The 18,545-nt window shown below is 53.9% G+C and carries 17 protein-coding genes; 6 read left to right on the top strand and 11 right to left on the bottom strand.

Annotated elements, in window-relative coordinates; translation table 11 throughout:
* Positions 1-92 precede the first annotated feature (92 nt).
* The 3 genes from C4520_21065 to C4520_21075 form a co-directional block, all read right to left on the bottom strand.
* Positions 93-1,001 carry an alpha/beta hydrolase gene (locus tag C4520_21065; GenBank protein RJP14836.1) on the bottom strand — a complete coding sequence of 303 codons (909 nt, stop codon included), beginning with the start codon at positions 999-1,001 and terminating at the stop codon, positions 93-95.
* Complete coding sequence (locus C4520_21070) at positions 952-1,836, bottom strand: hypothetical protein (protein ID RJP14837.1); 885 nt, start codon at positions 1,834-1,836, stop codon at positions 952-954. The genes C4520_21065 and C4520_21070 overlap by 50 nt, the downstream gene beginning before the upstream one ends.
* A 234-nt stretch (positions 1,837-2,070) precedes the next feature.
* Positions 2,071-3,306, bottom strand: a complete 1,236-nt coding sequence (locus tag C4520_21075; protein ID RJP14838.1) for a GNAT family N-acetyltransferase — start codon at positions 3,304-3,306, stop codon at positions 2,071-2,073.
* 285 nt (positions 3,307-3,591) lie between these two features.
* Here C4520_21075 and C4520_21080 point away from each other — a divergent pair, with 285 nt between their 5' ends.
* Both C4520_21080 and C4520_21085 read left to right on the top strand, forming a co-directional pair.
* On the top strand, positions 3,592-4,671 hold the full coding sequence (locus C4520_21080) for a gfo/Idh/MocA family oxidoreductase (protein RJP14839.1): 1,080 nt from the start codon (positions 3,592-3,594) through the stop codon (positions 4,669-4,671).
* A gap of 41 nt (positions 4,672-4,712) precedes the next feature.
* Positions 4,713-5,705 carry a hypothetical protein gene (locus C4520_21085; protein ID RJP14840.1) on the top strand — a complete coding sequence of 331 codons (993 nt, stop codon included), beginning with the start codon at positions 4,713-4,715 and terminating at the stop codon, positions 5,703-5,705.
* A gap of 413 nt (positions 5,706-6,118) precedes the next feature.
* Here C4520_21085 and lexA read toward each other — a convergent pair whose 3' ends face one another.
* Positions 6,119-6,730 (bottom strand): transcriptional repressor LexA, encoded by a 612-nt coding sequence (gene lexA, locus C4520_21090; protein RJP14841.1) that lies wholly within the window; start codon positions 6,728-6,730, stop codon positions 6,119-6,121.
* Between the two features lie 86 nt (positions 6,731-6,816).
* Here lexA and C4520_21095 point away from each other — a divergent pair, with 86 nt between their 5' ends.
* On the top strand, positions 6,817-9,198 hold the full coding sequence (locus tag C4520_21095) for a hypothetical protein (GenBank protein RJP14842.1): 2,382 nt from the start codon (positions 6,817-6,819) through the stop codon (positions 9,196-9,198).
* 25 nt (positions 9,199-9,223) lie between these two features.
* Here C4520_21095 and C4520_21100 read toward each other — a convergent pair whose 3' ends face one another.
* From C4520_21100 to C4520_21130, 7 genes are all read right to left on the bottom strand, one after another.
* Positions 9,224-10,660 (bottom strand): hypothetical protein, encoded by a 1,437-nt coding sequence (locus C4520_21100; GenBank protein RJP14843.1) that lies wholly within the window; start codon positions 10,658-10,660, stop codon positions 9,224-9,226.
* Positions 10,657-12,381, bottom strand: coding sequence for a DNA repair protein RecN (gene recN / locus C4520_21105; protein RJP14844.1), 1,725 nt, complete (start codon positions 12,379-12,381; stop codon positions 10,657-10,659). Before recN ends, C4520_21100 begins: the two co-directional genes overlap by 4 nt.
* A 2-nt stretch (positions 12,382-12,383) precedes the next feature.
* Positions 12,384-13,259 carry an NAD(+)/NADH kinase gene (locus C4520_21110; protein ID RJP14845.1) on the bottom strand — a complete coding sequence of 292 codons (876 nt, stop codon included), beginning with the start codon at positions 13,257-13,259 and terminating at the stop codon, positions 12,384-12,386.
* A gap of 2 nt (positions 13,260-13,261) precedes the next feature.
* Positions 13,262-13,798 (bottom strand): hypothetical protein, encoded by a 537-nt coding sequence (locus tag C4520_21115; GenBank protein RJP14846.1) that lies wholly within the window; start codon positions 13,796-13,798, stop codon positions 13,262-13,264.
* 10 nt (positions 13,799-13,808) lie between these two features.
* On the bottom strand, positions 13,809-14,561 hold the full coding sequence (locus C4520_21120; GenBank protein RJP14847.1) for a TlyA family RNA methyltransferase: 753 nt from the start codon (positions 14,559-14,561) through the stop codon (positions 13,809-13,811).
* Positions 14,562-14,784: 223 nt separating this feature from the next.
* Entirely contained in the window at positions 14,785-15,777 is a 993-nt protein-coding gene (locus tag C4520_21125) for a 3-dehydroquinate synthase II (GenBank protein ID RJP14848.1), read from the bottom strand.
* Between the two features lie 3 nt (positions 15,778-15,780).
* Complete coding sequence (locus C4520_21130; GenBank protein RJP14849.1) at positions 15,781-16,575, bottom strand: fructose-bisphosphate aldolase; 795 nt, start codon at positions 16,573-16,575, stop codon at positions 15,781-15,783.
* A 291-nt stretch (positions 16,576-16,866) separates the two neighbouring features.
* Between C4520_21130 and C4520_21135 the strand changes: the two genes are divergently transcribed.
* The 3 genes from C4520_21135 to tatB are packed head-to-tail and all read left to right on the top strand — an operon-like array spanning position 16,867 to position 18,130.
* Positions 16,867-17,076: a twin-arginine translocase TatA/TatE family subunit gene (locus C4520_21135; protein ID RJP14850.1), complete on the top strand. Its 210-nt coding sequence runs from the start codon at positions 16,867-16,869 to the stop codon at positions 17,074-17,076.
* Complete coding sequence (gene tatC / locus C4520_21140; GenBank protein ID RJP14851.1) at positions 17,073-17,789, top strand: twin-arginine translocase subunit TatC; 717 nt, start codon at positions 17,073-17,075, stop codon at positions 17,787-17,789. Before C4520_21135 ends, tatC begins: the two co-directional genes overlap by 4 nt.
* Entirely contained in the window at positions 17,786-18,130 is a 345-nt protein-coding gene (tatB, locus tag C4520_21145; protein ID RJP14852.1) for a twin-arginine translocase subunit TatB, read from the top strand. Before tatC ends, tatB begins: the two co-directional genes overlap by 4 nt.
* Positions 18,131-18,545 lie beyond the last annotated feature (415 nt).

An 18,545-nucleotide genomic window follows, 5' to 3' on the forward strand; every position in this document is an offset into this window, starting at 1 on the left:
AAGCAGGGGCCATTCGGGGTTGTCCACAAGAGACGCATTCGCCCCTGCCGCCAGCCGTATCGAATGATTTACGGCGGCCCCGCACCTTTGGCTCAGCTCTCGAGAAAAACCAGGAGGTGGCGCTCGACCTCTTGCGGCTGATCGAGCATGACGAAGTGGCGGGCGTTCGCGATGCGGATGAGACGGGTCTTGGGGATATCCCATGCGAGGCGCTCGCCGTATTTGAGCGGCTGGAACGGATCGTCCTCGCCCCAAAGGATCAGCGCCGGCGCATGAATGCGCGGAAGGAGGTGGGTCAATTCCGTAGTCTGGTTCGTATTAAGCGATGCCGCATTGCGGATAAGCGAGCGTTTCCCGATCTCGGTAGCATACGGCGCCAGCAGCCCCTCCAGTATTCCATCGTTGGGCGAGTTGGAGAATCCCTTCTTGAGCGCCTGCTTGAGTACCGTCTGAGCGGCCGAAGCGGACATCTTGCGATCAGCCTCGGGGTGGCCGAATTGAAGCATCATCTCAATTGGCCAACTGTCGTAGCAAACTGAATTCATCAGGCAGAGGTGCGAAACCAGGTGGGGGTACAGTGTTGCCAGCCGCAGCGCTATTCCTCCGCCTATGTCATGTCCCACGACGGCTGCCCCGTGCATTTCCGTCGCTTCCATCCAGGTGGCAATCATCTCGGTCTGACAGCGGATCGAGCGGTCGAAACGGTCGCTTTTATCGGAGTATCCAAAACCGAGGAGGTCCGGCGCCAGCACGCGCCTCGTTTCGGCTAGGGCGGGAATGAGCCGATGCCATAAGTAGCCCCAGGTCGGAATCCCGTGTAGAAGAAGAATCGGCAAGCCCCTGCCCTCCTCCGCGAAACTCATGAAGCGGCCATTCAGTTCTGCGACCTTTTGCGCCGCCTGATAATCTCTCCACTCCATCCTGTTTCCTTTGGAATTCATCGTGGTGGTTTCATCGCGCCGCCGCCGGGAAAGGAGAGAGAACAAGTTGCCTGCGGTCATGCCAGTCCAACTGGAAGAGTGCGATGTTGATGATCAGCGGCGCCAAGATGTCCTCGAACTTTTCCGTGATCTGAGTGATTTCGCCCGCATCCTCGCCCAGTTCCTCGAGCTGTTCGCGGGAAATCACCGGATAGGGTAGCCGACCGGCGCTATCCCGCGCAACCTGCCGCACTTCTTCGGCCGCCTCTACATAATCCTGCCGGCCGATCATTGGCCTCAATCTTTTCCATGCCTCGATAAGATAATCCGGCCACAGCGCGAGAGTGCGGTAATCGCTATTGATCGACGGCAGGTTGAGCACCTGCCTGATATCGGCGAATAACTCATTGATTCGCTCTTCTTTGGGGTCTTCGGAAATCATTTCCATCGGATACATTTTTTCAGGTACTCCGCGCTCGATCATCTCCAGAAATTTTGCGCCTTCGATCGTTTCCCTCACGCGTCCGCCGGTCAAAGAAAGCCGCACCGCAGAAGCCATCACGAGGAGTTTCGGATTGATGTAATGATAAAGATCGAGCGCCGCCTTGAGCTGGTATGCCTGGCTTTCACCCAAACTCACGTTGGCGGGCACCCTCAGCCTGTCCAAACGGCCGGCCCGCAGCACCGCTTGAGCGCGCACGGAATCGGCGGCGTCCTCGAACAGGCGAGTTCCCGCGTTCGGGCGAATCGAGTTCCACAGCACAAGAAAAAATTTGTCATATCGCGCCCATGTCCGAAAGATGAGGTTGATGCCGCTGACCCGAAACGTCTGCCTGATCTCGTGATAAATCCGCTCGACCTCGCCTTCGGCCTCATATTCGTCGATCTGTTTCTTCCTGCTTAATCCGAAAACCATTGCCGGATTTCCCCCTCAGTAAACATTGACCGCATTCAACTGCAGCCGCCAGTAAGAGAACGGAAAATAAGCTGAAGAATGTACGCACAAACAGGAAGAAGACTATGAAGGAGACTATAATGAGGTCACGGGGAATACGTCAACGAGTGCCATTTTATTGGTAAACGAACTGTAAATTTGCGGATGCTTCTTTTTGGGGATTGAAACTGCCAACACCTCGGAACGCAGCAGGAATCATACTGTCTTTTTCCAGGATTTAAGCCTCTTCAGCTTCTCCAGTAAAGAAAAAAGACGCGGTTGTCGCCCGGCCCCATTCATGGAGAGGCGTTCTTGCCCGAAATGATAGAGGGTGCGGATTCTGTTCTCCACTTTGTACTTCAACCTCGATTTTTGCACCAGGATGCTCAGCATCTCGTTGGAATCGGTAGACAGGCTTTTCTTATACTGCGAGTCGTCCGCGAGGAAATCGTACAAAAGGAATCCTTTGGCCGCATTATGCAAAACTGCATGGTAATGGCAAACCAGTCCCGGCCGGTATACGTTCTTTGCAAGATAACTGAATCCGCTTTGATAAAAAAGGACGCATCCCTGGTACAGGAAGTTGTATAGACATCCAATCGGGTTCATTCCGGCGGTTATCTCCATCAATTGAATCTCCCCGTGATCAAAGCGTCTCGAAATCAGGTTCTTGTGGAACTTGATCATGTAATCAGTGCCGAACGCTCCGGGTTGTCCTCGATTCTTCCACTCCTTCTGGTGTAACAGAACAAGCTTTTCAAATATTCCCAATGCATCTTTTGCGCTTCCCGCAACACGCACGTGAATATCTCCCCATTTCTTGTACTCTTTGAGGGTGCGCCGGATTTGCTGGCGCCTGTTGTTACTGAGCAGCGCCAAATAATCCATGTTGTTTTTCCGAACACCCTCCAAATCGACGTAATACGAGTTTCTCCTGTCAAGTATTTTCAAATTGTACTTCCTGCTCATGTCCCTGATTATCAAATTAGGGCAGTAAACCGGCGAATATCTGGGCATGTAAAACTCATCCCAGTTCTTTAAGGGAATCATCTCGACCATGTTTTCCAAGGCAATCGTAATATCCGGGTCGATTAACACAGCATTGTATTCGAGGCAGAGAGAATCGAAGAAGGGAATAAGCGTTGAATTCAGTGAAAGCTGACCCGCTCTAAAGAGTCTGTGCCGGATCACATTGTGAGAGCCGACAAAAAAGGCAAGGATCGGTGAATCATTCTTGAAGCCGGCGATCAGCGAAACGCCGCAGTCTGGAGGAAGGCTCCTGATCCACGAATCAACCCAGCCCCATGAAAGGAAATAGGAATGGGGGCACTTCCCCAGGAGCGAGGTCCAAATGTCCTCGACAAGATCAAAACGTACAAAAGGGTTGTAGACAGTTAAATGTATCCTTTCCGCATGACGTTTGGCTGTATTCGCGAATACGCCCAATCTCATAGAGGATGTTACCCCGCGGCGCTCCCGATGACGGGCGAGGCGCCTGACGTGAATGGGGACTCTAAAAACGGAGGTACAAAAGAAGAGCTACTCTAGATTTCACGCGAGCGGCGGCAACCGCTAGTAGATTCGGAAAAAAAGAACGTTTCGGGGCGGCGATTGCCGGATTTTACTCGACCGCCGCCTGCCGCCTATGGTTCGATTCTACCTGCCCATTCAGTTTTCTTCTTGCGCTTGGCGATTCCTGCACAGTACAATAGCGGCGGTCTCGGGAGGAATTCTTTCATGAAATCAAGCATCGGGTTGATTGGCGCCGGCTTCATCGGGGTGGCGCACGCGAATGCCATTGAAGCGATAATCTCCGAGAAGCTGGTGGAGACGGAATTTCATGCGGTTTGCGATCTCAATGAGGAACGCGCAACGACGATTGCGCAATCTTTCGGCGCACGCATCCACTGCAGCGACGCGGAAAAGTTGATTCGATCGGGGGATATCAATACAGTCTTTATTTGCACGCCGACTAAATTTCATCCCGAACTGGTGGAGCTTTCTGTGAGGGCCGGGCTCAACATTTTCTGCGAAAAGCCGCTTGCTTGCTCATATGCACAGGTCAAGCAGATGCAGGCAGCGGTCCTGCATTCGGGCGTGAAGAATCAGGTGGGCCTGGTGCTGCGTTATTCGCCGGTTTATAACGTTATCCGCAGCCTGATCTCCGACAAAAAGCTCGGCCGGCCGATGTCGGTCATCTTCCGCGATGACCAGTATTTCCCTATCCAGGGGATCTACGGGAGCACCTGGCGCTGCGAATTTGAGACGGCTGGAGGCGGCGCCCTCATCGAACACAGCATTCATGATGCCGACATCCTGCGGTGGCTGCTTGGAGATATTTCGAGCGTCCGCGGCATCATCAGGAATTTTGCCGGACATCGGGGCATCGAGGACCTGGCGTCCGCGCAGCTCGAATTCGCCAGCGGCTGTGTCGGCCATTTGCTTTCGGCATGGCACAACATCCTGCGGCGGGAATCGAACCGGTACATGGAGATTTTCTTCGAGAACGGGCACATATCGAGCGCCGACGACTTCATTGGCTCCATCGCGTGCCAGTTTAGCGGCGGCGAGATCGAGGAAATACCAGGCGCTGAAGTGTTGCGCCGTTATCTTGATGAAGTCGGCCTGAGCGACCCTCGCTTCAATTGCCTCCACTCTGGACAGGGCATTCAGGATTATCATTTTTTGAAAGCGCTGGAGACGGGCATCAAGCCGTATCCGGATTTTGGCGTTGCGGTAAAAGCACATGAGCTTGTGGAGGCCGTGTATCGCGCCGCACGAAACGGAGCAGACATCAAGTTACCGCTGAAAGATTGACTCTTGCGCGAGCGTCTCTTTTAAAAGTGGAGATTCGAGCCATGCTGAAGACTGGTGTCGCCTATCACGATGTGCGAAGCATAAGACATGTACGGGAAGACTTGGAGGACATGGCCGCACATCACTGCAATCTCGTCGTACATACTTTCTCCGAAACCGATCTCTCGTTTTATACGCGCGCGATGCGCGAGATCGTGAGAATGTCAAAAGACCTCGGGCTTGAAGTATATATCGACCCGTGGGGCGTCGGCGGCATTTTTGGCGGCGAGGCCCTCAGCGCGTTTATCGGTAATCATCTCGACGAACGCCAGATTACCGCAAGCGGCAAATCGGTTCCGGCCGCTTGCATGAACAGCGATGGCTTTCGCGCATTCATGAAATTATGGATCGAGACAGCGGCTGAAATCGGCGCCGACGTCGCGTTTTGGGACGAGCCACACTTCTACACCGGCGACTGGACCGGCGGACAAAGATCATGGGCTTGCCGCTGCCAAACCTGCCAAAAACTGTTCGAGCAGAAATGCGGGCGCAGTATGCCGCACCGGTTGGAGAGCGATGTCGTCGAATTTCGAGAGGCAACCGTCGTCAATTTCTTCACACAGCTTTGCGAGCACGCGCGAACCTGCGGACTCAAGAACGCGCTCTGCGTATTACCGGAACAGGACACTCTTCATGGCGTAACCCAATGGGAAACCCTCGCCGCTATTCCAGCCCTCGATATCTTCGGAACCGATCCCTATTGGGGAATATTCGGCAAACCACTCGAAAGTTACTGCCGCGAAAAAACAAGAGAAGCAAAACGCTTGTGCGATAAGTACGGACGCGAGCTCCAGATGTGGGTGCAGGCATTCCTGATTCAGGAAGGCAAAGAAGACGAGGTCATGCAGGCCGCCGAATTCCTGTACGATGAAGGCGCCCGCAACATAGCCGCCTGGAGCTACGGCGGCGGCGGATGCATGGTCGTCCGCTCCGAAAACGCAGAAAAGGTGTGGGAAAACCTGGGGAAGGTCTTCGGGAAACTACATAAGAGATGACAGATCTTTTTCCCCCGAAAGTAAGGCGAAAATCGGAATGACTAAAAAGAGCGCTTTGATATCTTAATAATAGATTCCGCTGCAGACCCCCCCCTTTGGTAGGGCCGAATTCATTCGGCCAGTCTTGAATGGGCCAATAAATTCGCACCTACCATAGCGCGGTTGAACCCGAGAGTGGGGGTTTTGCAGCAGAATCAATAATAGAGACTTGCTCAACTTCATGCCGATGATAATACCCGCACGGACTCCAGCCGCAGTTGATGCACAATTCACAGCCTTCGGTGAAAATGACCACTCCCCCACAGCTTGGGCAGCTCATACCAATGGCTCCTTTACCTTCCCAATCCGGTTATCTTAAAGTAATCCGCCGATTTCCTTCAGTCCGAGACAACCCTCCAATCGCCGCGCCCGCTTCAGTACCTTCTCATCAAGCCGACCACTATCCCCTGGACACGCACGTCGCGATTCTTCACGATGATCGGCTGCATCGATTCGTTTGCCGGCTGAAGGCGGATCGCATCTTTTTCACGATAATACTTCTTCAGTGTTGCATTCTCGCCGTCGAGCAGCGCAACGACCGTTTGCCCATTGTTGGGTGATTGCCCCTCGACCACAATTACAAAGTCGCCATCCATGATGTGATCGTCAATCATCGAGCTGCCTTTCACCCGCAGAACAAATTTTCTGAGCGGCGTCTTCGGAACCAACTCTGACGGAACCGCTATTGACTCGCGATTCTCGACGGCCTCAATCGGTGCGCCAGCCGCAATAAATCCAAGCAGCGGCAGTTCCACAACACCCCCCGAAAAATCCTCCGACTCTACCTCCAGACTTCGTTTTTTGTTTGATTCGTGCCGGATGAGCCCCTTCCGCCGCAACTGTGCAACATGCTTGTGAACCGTCGCGACCGACGACATTCCCAATGCAGCGCCGATTTCCTCCAAGCTCGGCGAATACCCATTCTGCGAAACAAATAAAGCGATATAGTCGAATACTTCTTTTTGTCTTCTCGTGAGAGCGGCCATAAGATATACTCCTCAATTGACGCGGCAACGTCTATATTGATACTATACTAGGCGAAAGAAAGGCGAAAGTCAAGCGGAATTTCATCATGACAATTCGAATAGATGACTCCACCCGAACTATCCAAATGGGCGTTGGCGACCTGGTTCGGCTGATAAACCCGTCGGAGACATTTCGGACAGGCAGCTCCCAATTTGCGGCTCATTGGGGTCAGCAGGCGCATAAGCGCCTGTACGGCGAGGCCGCCCTTAACAAGCGTTCAACCGAGGTGCATGTGTCGCATTCACTTGCACTTGGAGAATATTCTGCAGTTATCACGGGACGTATCGATCTGATCGTGGAGGCGGCCGACAAAACAATCGTTCAGGAAATCAAAACCGTTGCCGCGCCCGGGCAAACACTCGAAGCTGCGACGGAGGATAGCCTACCCTCGTTCCGTGATCAACTCCGGCTTTATCTGTACCTGCTTGAATGTTCCGGTTATAAGAATCTGCACGGGGAATTGGTAGTGGTGAGCCTGATGGATGGCTCGATAGCAAGAATTCCGGTAACATACGACTTGGGGGCGGTATATCTGCTGATACGTTCCGTTCTTCTTGGAGTAGTACGTGAGCACGAACAGTCAACGGCGAGAAAGGATTACCGCCGTTCGCTGGCAAAGAGGATAGGTTTTCCCCATGAGGAGGCGCGCCGATACCAGGAGGAGGCGGCCGCGTCGGTACGGAACGCGCTGGAGACGCGAAACAATCTTCTCCTGAGCGCGCCGACGGGGGTGGGAAAGACCGCTGCGGTGCTCGCGCCGGCGCTTCGTTTCGCGCTGGAGAACGATTTGCGCATATTCTGGGCAAGCGGCAAAAGTTCGCATCAGGAGATCGTAGCCACCACGCTCAGGTTGATCTTGCCGCCCGACGCGCAGATTTCAGCTCTCTTTCTAATGGCCAAAGAGAAGCTTTGCCCGAATGAGCTTTTCTCCTGCGAGGAGCATCTTTGCAGGTATTCGCAGGAGTATTCTGCAAGATCGAATCAGGCGGCGGTGAAAGCTCTGCTGCAACAGCAATTGATTTTGCCGGAGGATGTAATTAGGGTTGCTCGCGAAAACGATACGTGTCCGTTCGAGCTTTCCCTGCAGGCGGCATCGAACGCCGATTTCATTGTGGGAGACTACAATTACGTTTTCGATCCGAAAAGTTCGTTGCGCAGGTTGCTGCCGCCGAAAAATCGGAGAGGATGGATTCTGATCATAGACGAGGCGCACAATCTGTATTCGCGGGCCAGAGGGTATTTCTCGCCGTCCATCAGCGTTGAGGATATGCAGGAAGCCAGCCGAGCGGCCGGAGAAAGTCATGTTGCCCCGGATGGAGTTTTGTCCCTGCTTGACGAGGTGAAAACATATGTGAGTGAGATCGGCGGTGCACGCCCGTCCGAACGGCAGAATCAATTCATTGTCGAGATCGATAAGAATTTCTTCCGCGCTATCGGCGGCCGGACGAAGGAGATCCTTTCGGATTATTTTCTTGCGCGTCTTCGCGCTGGGATGGAGACCGGGGAAGATCCGCTCGCCCGATGTCTGACAGACATCGACACCTTCTGCACCATGTCCGCTCTCGAAGGCGATTTCGCATTCCTTTTTGATTCGACCGCCGCGCTCTTAAAGCAGGTATGCCTTGATCCTTCCCTGCAGATCGGAAAGATCATTAATTCCTTTTTCAGCGTAATTGCCGTTTCGGCCACCCTGGAGCCGCATCGCTTCTTTCAGGATGTGCTGGGTTTTCCTGCCGACGAAACGATTGCGGCAAGTTTCCCGTCTCCGTTCCACCGCGAGAACAGGAAAATCGTGATCGTGCCCAATGTTTCCACAACATATCGAGACCGGACGCGCACCGCTCCCGGCGTAGCGCACATACTTCAGGAAATATCGGTGATCAAGCCGGGCAACTATGCCGCCTTCTTCCCGAGCTATGCGTATCTGCGCCTTATCGCAACACACCTGCAAGATTTCTGCGGGAACCTTGTCATTCAAAAAGAGACGCTGCAGAAGAGCGACATAGTCGAAATGGTGAGGGTGCTTCGCGAGCGCCGGTCGACGAACTTGATTCTGGCAGTCCAGGGCGGCTCGCTGGCCGAGGGGGTGGATTACTCCGATAATTTGCTCGATGGGATCTTCATTGTCGGAGTGGGCCTGCCGGAACTCTCGCTGGAGAACGAGTTGCTCAAAGCTCATTTCGATGAAAAGTACTCGGCCGGATTCCAGTACGCGTACCTGTATCCCGGCATGATGAGGGTCATCCAGTCGGCCGGGCGCCTGATTCGGAGCGCCGACGATATCGGTTTCATCATTCTTATCGGAAGGCGGTATGCGACGCCGGCGTACAACTCCCTTCTGCCGCGCGACTGGTACAGGTATTCGATAGAAGAGCTTATCGCGAGCGATGCCGCCGCCGAAGTCCGCGCTTTCTGGGATTCGCTGTAACTCCGGCCGCTGCGTTGACCGAATTTCATTTCGAGACGAGAACGACCGCGAGGCCCTCTCTTTCATCGTTAGTGTAAAGGATCACCAGATCATCGCGGTTGTCGTCGTTCAGATTGAGTAGGGACATGCTTCCATAAGCGGGGACTTCAAGTCCGGCGGAGGGTTCGCGCGGAAGGACGTCGTCCATGTTGGTCAAGAAGAAAGAGAGGCGGTTCTCGGATGTGCCCACCACGAAATCGTCCAACCCGTCTCCGTTAAAATCGCCGGCCGCTCGTGCCGGCTCAGTCCCATCCTCGCTGGCCGGAATATATATTGCTCTCGTAACCACCGGTCGTTCGCCGTACCGGCCGTCCTCCCCTATTCTCCGCAGTTCCGTCTCCACCCGGATGCGGTTGCGGATGAAATAATTAATGAAGAAGCCAATGCCGACGTCGATGTCGTGCAGCAGGACTTCCAATTTGCCGTCGCCGGTAGCATCAAGGAAAACGGGGAGGACAAGACTTGAATCCGCCGCGAGCACCTGGTCCGGGCTGTCCTTGTAAGTGAAATCCTCGGCGCCGAAATAGATCTGCACTTCACTTTCCAGATTCTTCATCTGCGAGACCAGAACGAGCACCGCATCGGGAATGACATCGGCATTGAGGTCCATGAAACTGGAGGCACCGATAAAATCCTTGGTGAACTTGCGCAAAAGCGGACTGCTTTCGTGACGGTCCAGCGAAGAGGAGCCGTTTGAGAGGAAGAAGTCCATGCGCTCGAGATCGAACGCGCCGAGATCGATCCGCCCGTCGCTATCGAAGTCGGACAGCGCGATTGCCGGGAGCCCGTAACCGATCGATTGCTGGTCCCCCTGCTGCCGGAACGAACCGTTGACCGGAAACTCGAACGTTCGGTCTTCGGCGAAGCGGAAAGCTTCATCCTGTACAAAAAGGCGCATCCCCTCGACCACTGGAACCAAAAGGTCCTTCCTTCCGTCGGCATTCAGGTCGGCGATCCAGTTCACGGAAGCGACAAACCTGCTGGTTGGCGGTAAGAGGGAGCGGTGTAACAGAATCCTCCTCGAATTGACCACATTTGAGCCGCTTACCTTGAACAGCATCACGCCGTCGCCGTCGAAAGAGAGCAGATCATTCTTCCCATCAAGGTCGATATCATCGAGCTGAACTCCACTCGCCTGCTCGCCGAGGTGCATTTCGAAATTTGGATGAAGGGCGAATTTTCCATCTTGTTGCAGATAAACGCTGCAGGACTTATCTCGGGATTCTTTGGATGGTTTGCTGAAGAGCAGCAAGTCCGCCTGCCCGTCACCATTCATATCGCCCGCGCCCGCCGAAATGATGATTCCGGAAAGGCGGAACGAGAGGATTTCGTACTGCAAGTCCTCCTGACCGGCTGCATGAGACGAGAGACAGAAGAATGCGGCTGCAAGCAGGGGAAGCACCAAGAGCGGCGACCATCTCATATTGATTTTCGGGAGAGCGCCAACAATTCCTGCGCGTGCTTTAATGATATGTTTCCGGTGGCATCGCCGCCCAGCATCCTGGCAATCTCCCGGATGCGTTTTTCTCCTTGTGGAAAGCTGATTTCGGTGCGCGTTCGGCCGCCCGCCACCAGCTTATCGACTACAACATGATTATGCGCCATCGCGGCGATTTGTGGCAAGTGCGTGATGCAGATAACCTGGCGCGAGGCCGCGACCGTACTCAACTTTTCAGCTATGCGCATCCCCATGCTGGCGCCCACGCCGGCATCAATTTCGTCAAAGATAACGACCGGCACCTTGTCGGTCTCGGCAAGAATCGTCCGAAGAGCGAGCATGATGCGCGAGATTTCGCCGCCTGATGCGATCGCAGCCAACGGTTTCGGCGGCTCCCCTACGTTCGCCGACATGAGAAATTCAACTGTATCAATGCCCCAACTGCTGGTTTTCCAAGTCTTTCCCTTATATGTCACCAGCCCGTTGGGCGCCTCCTCTTGCTGCACCGAAACGAGAAATCTGGCTTTATCCATGCCAAGCTCGCGCAGGTGCGCCTGCACGTTTCTTTCCAGCCGATTCGCCGCCTCAATCCGCTTTTGCGACAGAACCATCGCCAGCTTGCCCGCTTGTTCGCTCACCAATTGAATTTCTTCGCTCAACCGATTTTTTTCAGAGGACGAACCGGTAAGACGATCCAGTTCCGACTGCATGTCTTCGGCGAGATCGAGGAGCGCATCCAACGATTCGCACCGGTAGCGACGCTTCAGTTTCGATATCGTCTGTAGCCGGCTTTCAAGGGCGTCGAGTTCGGCGGGATCATATTCAAGACGGCTCAGGTAATCCTGCAACAGCGAGGAAAGCTCCGCCAACTTGTAGCGAATGTCTTCGTATTCCCGCAACGATTGAGCAAAACCATGATCGATCCGTCCGACTTCCTGCAGAGCATGCATGAGAGCATCCCACGTTCCCGCAATCGGCTGCGGATTCTTCTCGCCGCCGGCCAGCATATCGTAGCTCTCGCCGATGAGGCGGTGAATGTTTTCAGAGTTGGCGATGACGCTTCGCCGCGTCTTTATCTCCTCGTCTTCGCCGCGTGTCAGTCCGGCCTGCTCGATCAGCTTCAGTTCTTCCCTCAATTCTGCGACGCGCTGGTTGCGATGGGATTCCTGCGCTATGATGCGTTCCAGCGTGGCTATCCGCTGCTTCAAATCGCCATAGCGCTGCCGCATCATGGTCGCATCGGCGCCGAGCCCGGCGAATTCATCGAGCAGCGCCAGATGTTTCTTCGGGTTGATCAACGACTGGTGCTCGTGCTGGCCGTGCATGTCCACCAGGCTCTCGCCGACAGTCTCGAGCAGGTTCAGCGTCACGAGCGAGCCGTTGAGGAAGCACTTGCTCTTGCCGTCGGCCGTAATAATCCTCCTGAACAAAAGCTCGTCGTTCGAGGCGTCCAACTCCATCGATTCTATGACTTCTTTTGTCTTGAAACAGGCGCAAATGTCAAATGCGGCCTCGATCTCCGCCGACGATGACCCCCGCCGGATGACGCCGGCGCTCGCTCTCTGGCCGAGAAGAAGATTCATTGCATCGATAATGATGGATTTGCCCGCGCCGGTTTCACCGGTCAACACATTCAAGCCGGGCTTCCAAGGGATTATCAGATCGTCGATCAGCGCGAAATTCCGAATGTGAAGCATGTTCAACATGACTATCTGCGTCCCCAGTTCAATTTGTTCCTCAGCACTTCAAAATAGCTTTTATTTGCCGAGGCGGCCAGGCGGATTGTATGGGGCGATTTCTTGATAATCACCTGATCCCACTGGTGCAGCTCGACCGCTATCTGGCCGTCGATCATCAACCCCGGCGAGGCATGTTCAGAGGCGATGACAACTCTCGTCACCTGGTTTGAAGAGAGCACCAGCGGACGATTGGTCAGCATGTGAGGGCAGATGGGTGTAATAACAATTGCCTCGGCTTCCGGATAGATAATGGGGCCGCCGGCTGAGAGCGAATGCGCCGTCGAGCCGGTCGGAGTCGAAATGATCAACCCGTCACAGGCGTAGGTGGCAAGAAACTCCTCATCCACGTACGTCTCCAGCATCAGCATCCTTTCCAGAGCATCCCGCTGTATGACGACGTCGTTCAGGGCTACCTGCTCGCGATGGATCGAGCCGTCGGAATGGATCACCGTGCAGTCCAGCATCATGCGTTCCTCGATCCGGTGCAGGCCCTGCAGCACCTCCTCGAGTGTGGTGAAGACTTCGGTCTCGGTGACTCCGGTGAGAAATCCAAGACCGCCCACTTTCACGCCGATCAGCGGCGTGCTGCACCCGTTCATCTGTTTGGCGACGCTGAGCATGGTGCCGTCGCCTCCAAATGCGATGATGAAGTCGACAAGACGCGGCAGTTCGCGGCTCTGTTTGTATTCGAGAGGCAAGTCCAACATGCCGGATACCGAGGCGTCCATAAGAACCTCGAGTCCCCGGCGCCGCAGCCAATCGACAACCTGCTCGATCAGCGGAAATGAGCCGGTCTTGGTTGGATTTACGATAATGCCTACGCTTTTGATCTTCTTCTTTTCCATGGTTACCGAAGGAATCGCCACAGGTTTATGAGCTGACGGGCAAGCGTGATACCGGGATGATATCCGGCCCCAAATGTGGTCCCGCCGAGCTCAAGCGTCTTCTTCAGTCCATCCTTTCGGCGGCGGTCCTCCTTCTTTTTCGCCTCGCTTTGTCGCATCCGTTCTTTGTTCTGAATGCGCTTTTCTTCGAGGTACGTCTTGTAAATCATCAATTCGCCTTTATCAAACCAGAAACCATGGCAGCCGGGGCAATAGTCGATATGCAGCCCTTGCGGCAGATTCATGCCCTCTTGCTCGGTGAGATAAATCTCGCAGCGCGGACAAAAGAGAGCTGTGTCTCTCGGCTCTGTGACGATTTCGTCAAGCTCGACGTCGGATTCAACCTCGAGTGCCGAATCGCGGCTGAGAGCGAAGGCCACGTCGCGATCGACCCAAATTCCCATGCAGGCATTGCACTGGTACAACTGGAGCACAGTCCCATAATGGCCTACCGTGTCTTGCTGCCGCATCAATTCCCGACATTTCGGGCATCGGACCATTCGCTCCTCCTCAACCGATGGGCTTCGCCAGATAGATAAAAAACTCCTTGTTTCCCGCGGGCCCGAGCAGCGGCGACTCGATCACTCCTCGCGAGAGCAGGCCCGAGTCGGCCGCGAAATCGCTGATCTTCTGAATCACGCGGCGGTGGACGGCGTCGTCTCGCACGACTCCGCCTTTGCCCACGTGTTCGCGCCCGGCCTCGAATTGGGGTTTGATCAGGGCCATAATTTCACCGTCGGCAGACAGCACCGCGGCCGTCGCCGGCAACACCAGAGTGAGTGAAATAAAGGAGACATCGATTACGGCAAACTGAGGTGGCTCCTCGAACATGTCCCTTTGCAGGTTGCGCGCGTTCGTCCGCTCCAGTACCACGATGCGCGGATCATTTCGCAATTCCCACGCAAGCTGACCGTACCCGACATCAACGGCATACACTTTCCGCGCGCCGTACTTCAAGAGGCAATCCGTGAAACCGCCCGTCGAGGCGCCGACATCGAGCGCTATTTTGCCGTCGAGGTCAGGGTGAAAATGGTCGAGCGCGCTCTTGAGTTTTTCGCCGCCGCGACTGACAAACTCGCTTTTTTCCGATACTTCGAGGACGCTTCCCGGTTTCACGACCGCACCCGCCTTGTCGGCAATGTTTGAGTCGATTTTGACCGATCCGCCAAGGATCAAAGCCCTTGCCTTGGCGCGAGTTGCAACTACATTCAACTCGACCAGCAACTTGTCGAGTCTCTCCTTTTTTCCTGCAATAAACTGCACACTCTTGACTCTCCAGCCACCCTTTCGGATTATACCACGATGCTATAGTGCGTTCAAGAAACGGCAGCGCCACGCACACTTAGGCTGTACGGCGCCCACATTCCGATGCTGAGTCATCGTGGAAATCGGGAGAGGAGGAAAAGGGCAAATCAAAACTGTCTCGACAGCATGCTAATTCATGGGGTCGCGGCTGAAGCTAGGCAAATAACGGGAAGAGCAGGGTTCACTTCTCCTGCAGAGTTTCTTCGATTTTCATTCCGAAGTGCCGCCCCCCTTTTTCGCGGTGAACAAGCAACTGGGTCCCCTTCTGCAAGGAGGCGACTGAGACTGATTTTCCGTTCGGCTGAACGAGACGAATTGTCTCTGCGTTTTGCAGGATAACCGATGCCCGCTGTCCCGAGATTTCTGCAACCACGAGCAAAAGCGGCCGCCGCTCGATTTTGCAGCGCCCCACATTGGCTACTTGTGAGGCCCCCGAATGATCGACCAGCATCACCTCGTCGCCGGTTTGCAGTTCGGAGAGATATCGGGTAGCTCCATCCGTGGAAAGGAGATAGGCGTGCACGGGACCGGCATTCACCCGGAATGGTCTGGCCGCAACATACGGGTTCTCCTCGGACTCGGACTGGACGAGAAAGAAGACATCGCTCGAATTCCCGATGAGCATTCCCTGGCCGGGCCTCATGTGCGAGCACGTGTCGATGCACACGCGATCACCCATCCCGAGCATCCGGGTCTCCGCGACCGTCGCCGTCTCCATCTCGATGCGAGGAAGAATGCCGTGGATTACCTCGACCGTCTTCCCCACTTCATTCAAATCCGTGGTGGTCAGAACAACTCCGTCGGCGCCTTTTTCAAGAATCCCGACAGCGGTTTTCGCCGTTTCCGAATCATGCACTTCGACAAACAAACCACCTCGCTGCGCGATAATATTTTCGATCGGGATGATGGTCCAATCCTTCATGCGGAGGATGAGCAGTTTGTCTTTCGGACTCCTGGCGGCGCGTTGCTCATCGGCTTTGGAATTGATTTCAATCAGGATGATATCCTCTCCCAGTTTCATATCGCCGTCTTCGGCGACGGTGGGAATCAGTCCCAGCTCTTTGACTCTCGGGGAATGCCCCTTGGGAACGATGACGGCATCAGCGCCCGATTCAAGGGCGCGAATGACAAGTTGCTTGTTCCACGGGTCGGCGTTCACCCAGACTTTTTTCATATCCTACTTCTCCAGCACTTTCCTGGCTTCTTTGGCGGTAACCCCTTCATGAACAATCTTGCCGATGGCCTCGACAATTTTCTCGGGGCGCTTGTGCTGAAAGGCGTTTCGTCCAATGGATACGCCCGCCGCGCCTGCCTTCAGTGCATCTTCCACCATCGTCAGAAGCTGGGCTTCGGTCTCCATCTTTTCCCCGCCCGCAATGACGACAGGCACGGGACATCCCTCAACTACCTCCTTGAAAGACTCAATGCTGCCGGTGTAGTTGCATTTTACGATGTCGGCGCCGAGTTCCGCCCCCACGCGGGCAGCATGCTTGACATATTTTACGTCATATTCGCTTTCTATTTTCTTGCCCCGCGTGTACAGCATGGCGAGCAGCGGCATGCCCCAATGGGCGCACGAACGTGAGATCGAGCCAAAGAACTCAAGCATCTCGATATCCTTCTCCGCTCCAAGGTTAATATGTATGCTCACGGCATCGGCTCCGAGTTGTATCGCTTCTTCGACCGAGCAGACGGGGACTTTGGTGTTCGGATCGGGACTCATTGAAGTATTGGCGGAGAGATGGATGATCAAACCCACATCCTTGCCGCTTCCGCGGTGACCCGCGCCGACGATGCCTTTATGAATAATGATGGCATTTGCTCCACCCTCGACAATCTTATCGATGGTCACCCGCATATTGACCAGCCCCTGGATTGGACCCATCGTTGTGCCATGATCCATCGGCACAATCACGCTTCTGCCGGAATTTCTGTCGATGATCCTCTCGAGTCGTATCTTCTTCCCGATCATTGCAAACCTTCCTCGCCTCTAATTAATTCTGGCCGCTGGACTTACCGTGAACGCACAGGTCGGCATATTCTACTCCATTCCTGCAAAAAATTCAATTGGCGCCGATTTGATCGTTTCCGACAGACGTTTTGCCCAATGCGCGGTGCTCCGATTCCGCCGTAAGTCAACGGATGCGCGTAAGTTTGCAAATTATATGGGGACATGGTAAAATTTTATAAGAATTCAAGCGTCGGCGATGCGCCGGCCTGATACTTAAAAAGATGTCAATCCCGGAGCGGGAGGTGAATACATATGATCGGTTGGCAGGAACTGTTAATAGTCATGGTGATAGTAATGCTTGTCTTCGGGACGAGCAAGATCAGCGGTATCGGGAAATCGATGGGAACGGCTATCCGCGATTTTCGAGACAGCATGAAAGGCGAACCCGAAGGAGACAAAAATTCGGTCAGCCCGAAAGAAGAAAACGCGAGTGAAGAGAAAGAAGCCGGCAAAATTAAATGAACGACGTAAAGATGACCTTCACCCAACATTTGGCGGAGTTGAGGATCCGCTTGGTGAAGGGTTTGGCCGCGATCGCGGTATTCTCGATCATCGGCTATATTTTTCGCTCCCAGATCCTCTACGTCATAAAGAAACCGCTGGGCACCACCATCCCGCTTCATGCCTTTGATCTGTTCGAGCCTTTCTTCGCATCCCTGAGAATCGCCGGCTATACCGGCTTGTTCTTCGGATTGCCGTTCCTGGTGTACCAGATCATGATGTTCTGTCTTCCCGCTCTCAGACCGAACGAGAAAAAGGTGATCGTGGGGGGGCTCGTCTGCGGCGTTTTCCTGCTCTACGGCGGCATCATCTTCTCGTACATGTTCATTTTGCCCATGCTGATCCCGCAATTGGCGGGGTTCTTTTCCACGGGCGTCGAACAGACATTTTCACTTAAAATGTACATCGACAAGATCTTTAGATTTATTATCGGGTTCGGACTCGGCTTCCAGCTTCCCATCATCCTGATTGTTCTCGTGCGGGTGGGCGTCGTTTCAGTCGAGGGGCTCCGCAAAAACCGCAAATATATGATGGTCGGCATCTTCATCATGGCCGCCATCCTCACTCCGCCCGATGTGATCTCGCAAATGCTGCTGGCTGTTCCGCTGCTGGTGCTTTACGAAGTCAGTATCTGGGTGTCATCTTTCCTGGAAAGGAGTGAGCGAGCGACATGATCGGCATAGGTCCCGTCGAATTACTGGTCATCCTCATCGTAGCCCTCATCGTCTTCGGCCCCGAAAGAATGCCCGAGCTGGCCCGCAACCTGGCAAAATTGGTCCGCGACCTGCGAGGTGCCATGGATGAGGTGCGTGAACAGTTCAACGAATTAACGAAAGAGGACCTCCTGCCCACTAAAGAGATCGACGCATACTATCGCGAGACCATCGACAGCGTCAAGAAATCAATCGAGCCGCCTCCCGACATGCCCGACATTAAAGATATCAATGCAGAAGTCGAACAATCCATCCGCCAGATAGACAACCCGCCGCCTGACAAGTCAGAACAACAAACCTAACCTGCTTGTCAACCCCCGCATCCGCCACTTGTCCAAATATGGGGACAGACACCATATTTATCTCCGTAAGCCTATGTCTAGCCATAGTTTATAAATTCCATTCTCGTTTTTTAAAAGGGAAAAATGATGAGAGTTAATAAAAATAAGGCGTCTGTTCCAATATTCCTTGCTTCGGTTTAAGGACAAGAAGTTGAAAATACACATGTTCTTTAAACTTCATTTCATAAAAAGAAATAGTGATTTGCTTTGTAAGTTATTGTAAATCAAGTACTTCACAAAAATAATATGGTGTCTGTGAGACTGTCCGACGATTAAGGTTGTTGAACTATAGTTCAAGATATTAATTTATGGTTGACAATAGCCTCTTTTTGTGGTATCATCTCCTTCAACAAGGGGAGGTGAGCATGGCGCAAAG

Source organism: Candidatus Abyssobacteria bacterium SURF_5 (assembly GCA_003598085.1).
Lineage (GTDB): Bacteria > Abyssobacteria > SURF-5 > SURF-5 > SURF-5 > SURF-5.

Excerpts from the sequence above, each read along its gene's own strand:
- C4520_21075 (RJP14838.1), bottom strand. The coding sequence starts at position 3,306 with ATGAGATTGGGCGTATTCGCGAATACAGCCAAACGTCATGCGGAAAGG.
- C4520_21070 (RJP14837.1), bottom strand. The coding sequence starts at position 1,836 with ATGGTTTTCGGATTAAGCAGGAAGAAACAGATCGACGAATATGAGGCC.
- tatB (RJP14852.1), top strand. The coding sequence starts at position 17,786 with ATGATCGGCATAGGTCCCGTCGAATTACTGGTCATCCTCATCGTAGCC.
- C4520_21065 (RJP14836.1), bottom strand. The coding sequence starts at position 1,001 with ATGACCGCAGGCAACTTGTTCTCTCTCCTTTCCCGGCGGCGGCGCGAT.
- C4520_21125 (RJP14848.1), bottom strand. The coding sequence starts at position 15,777 with ATGAAAAAAGTCTGGGTGAACGCCGACCCGTGGAACAAGCAACTTGTC.
- C4520_21110 (RJP14845.1), bottom strand. The coding sequence starts at position 13,259 with ATGGAAAAGAAGAAGATCAAAAGCGTAGGCATTATCGTAAATCCAACC.
- C4520_21080 (RJP14839.1), top strand. The coding sequence starts at position 3,592 with ATGAAATCAAGCATCGGGTTGATTGGCGCCGGCTTCATCGGGGTGGCG.
- lexA (RJP14841.1), bottom strand. The coding sequence starts at position 6,730 with ATGGCCGCTCTCACGAGAAGACAAAAAGAAGTATTCGACTATATCGCT.
- C4520_21085 (RJP14840.1), top strand. The coding sequence starts at position 4,713 with ATGCTGAAGACTGGTGTCGCCTATCACGATGTGCGAAGCATAAGACAT.
- C4520_21135 (RJP14850.1), top strand. The coding sequence starts at position 16,867 with ATGATCGGTTGGCAGGAACTGTTAATAGTCATGGTGATAGTAATGCTT.
- C4520_21115 (RJP14846.1), bottom strand. The coding sequence starts at position 13,798 with ATGGTCCGATGCCCGAAATGTCGGGAATTGATGCGGCAGCAAGACACG.
- C4520_21130 (RJP14849.1), bottom strand. The coding sequence starts at position 16,575 with ATGATCGGGAAGAAGATACGACTCGAGAGGATCATCGACAGAAATTCC.
- tatC (RJP14851.1), top strand. The coding sequence starts at position 17,073 with ATGAACGACGTAAAGATGACCTTCACCCAACATTTGGCGGAGTTGAGG.
- recN (RJP14844.1), bottom strand. The coding sequence starts at position 12,381 with ATGTTGAACATGCTTCACATTCGGAATTTCGCGCTGATCGACGATCTG.
- C4520_21100 (RJP14843.1), bottom strand. The coding sequence starts at position 10,660 with ATGAGATGGTCGCCGCTCTTGGTGCTTCCCCTGCTTGCAGCCGCATTC.
- C4520_21095 (RJP14842.1), top strand. The coding sequence starts at position 6,817 with ATGACAATTCGAATAGATGACTCCACCCGAACTATCCAAATGGGCGTT.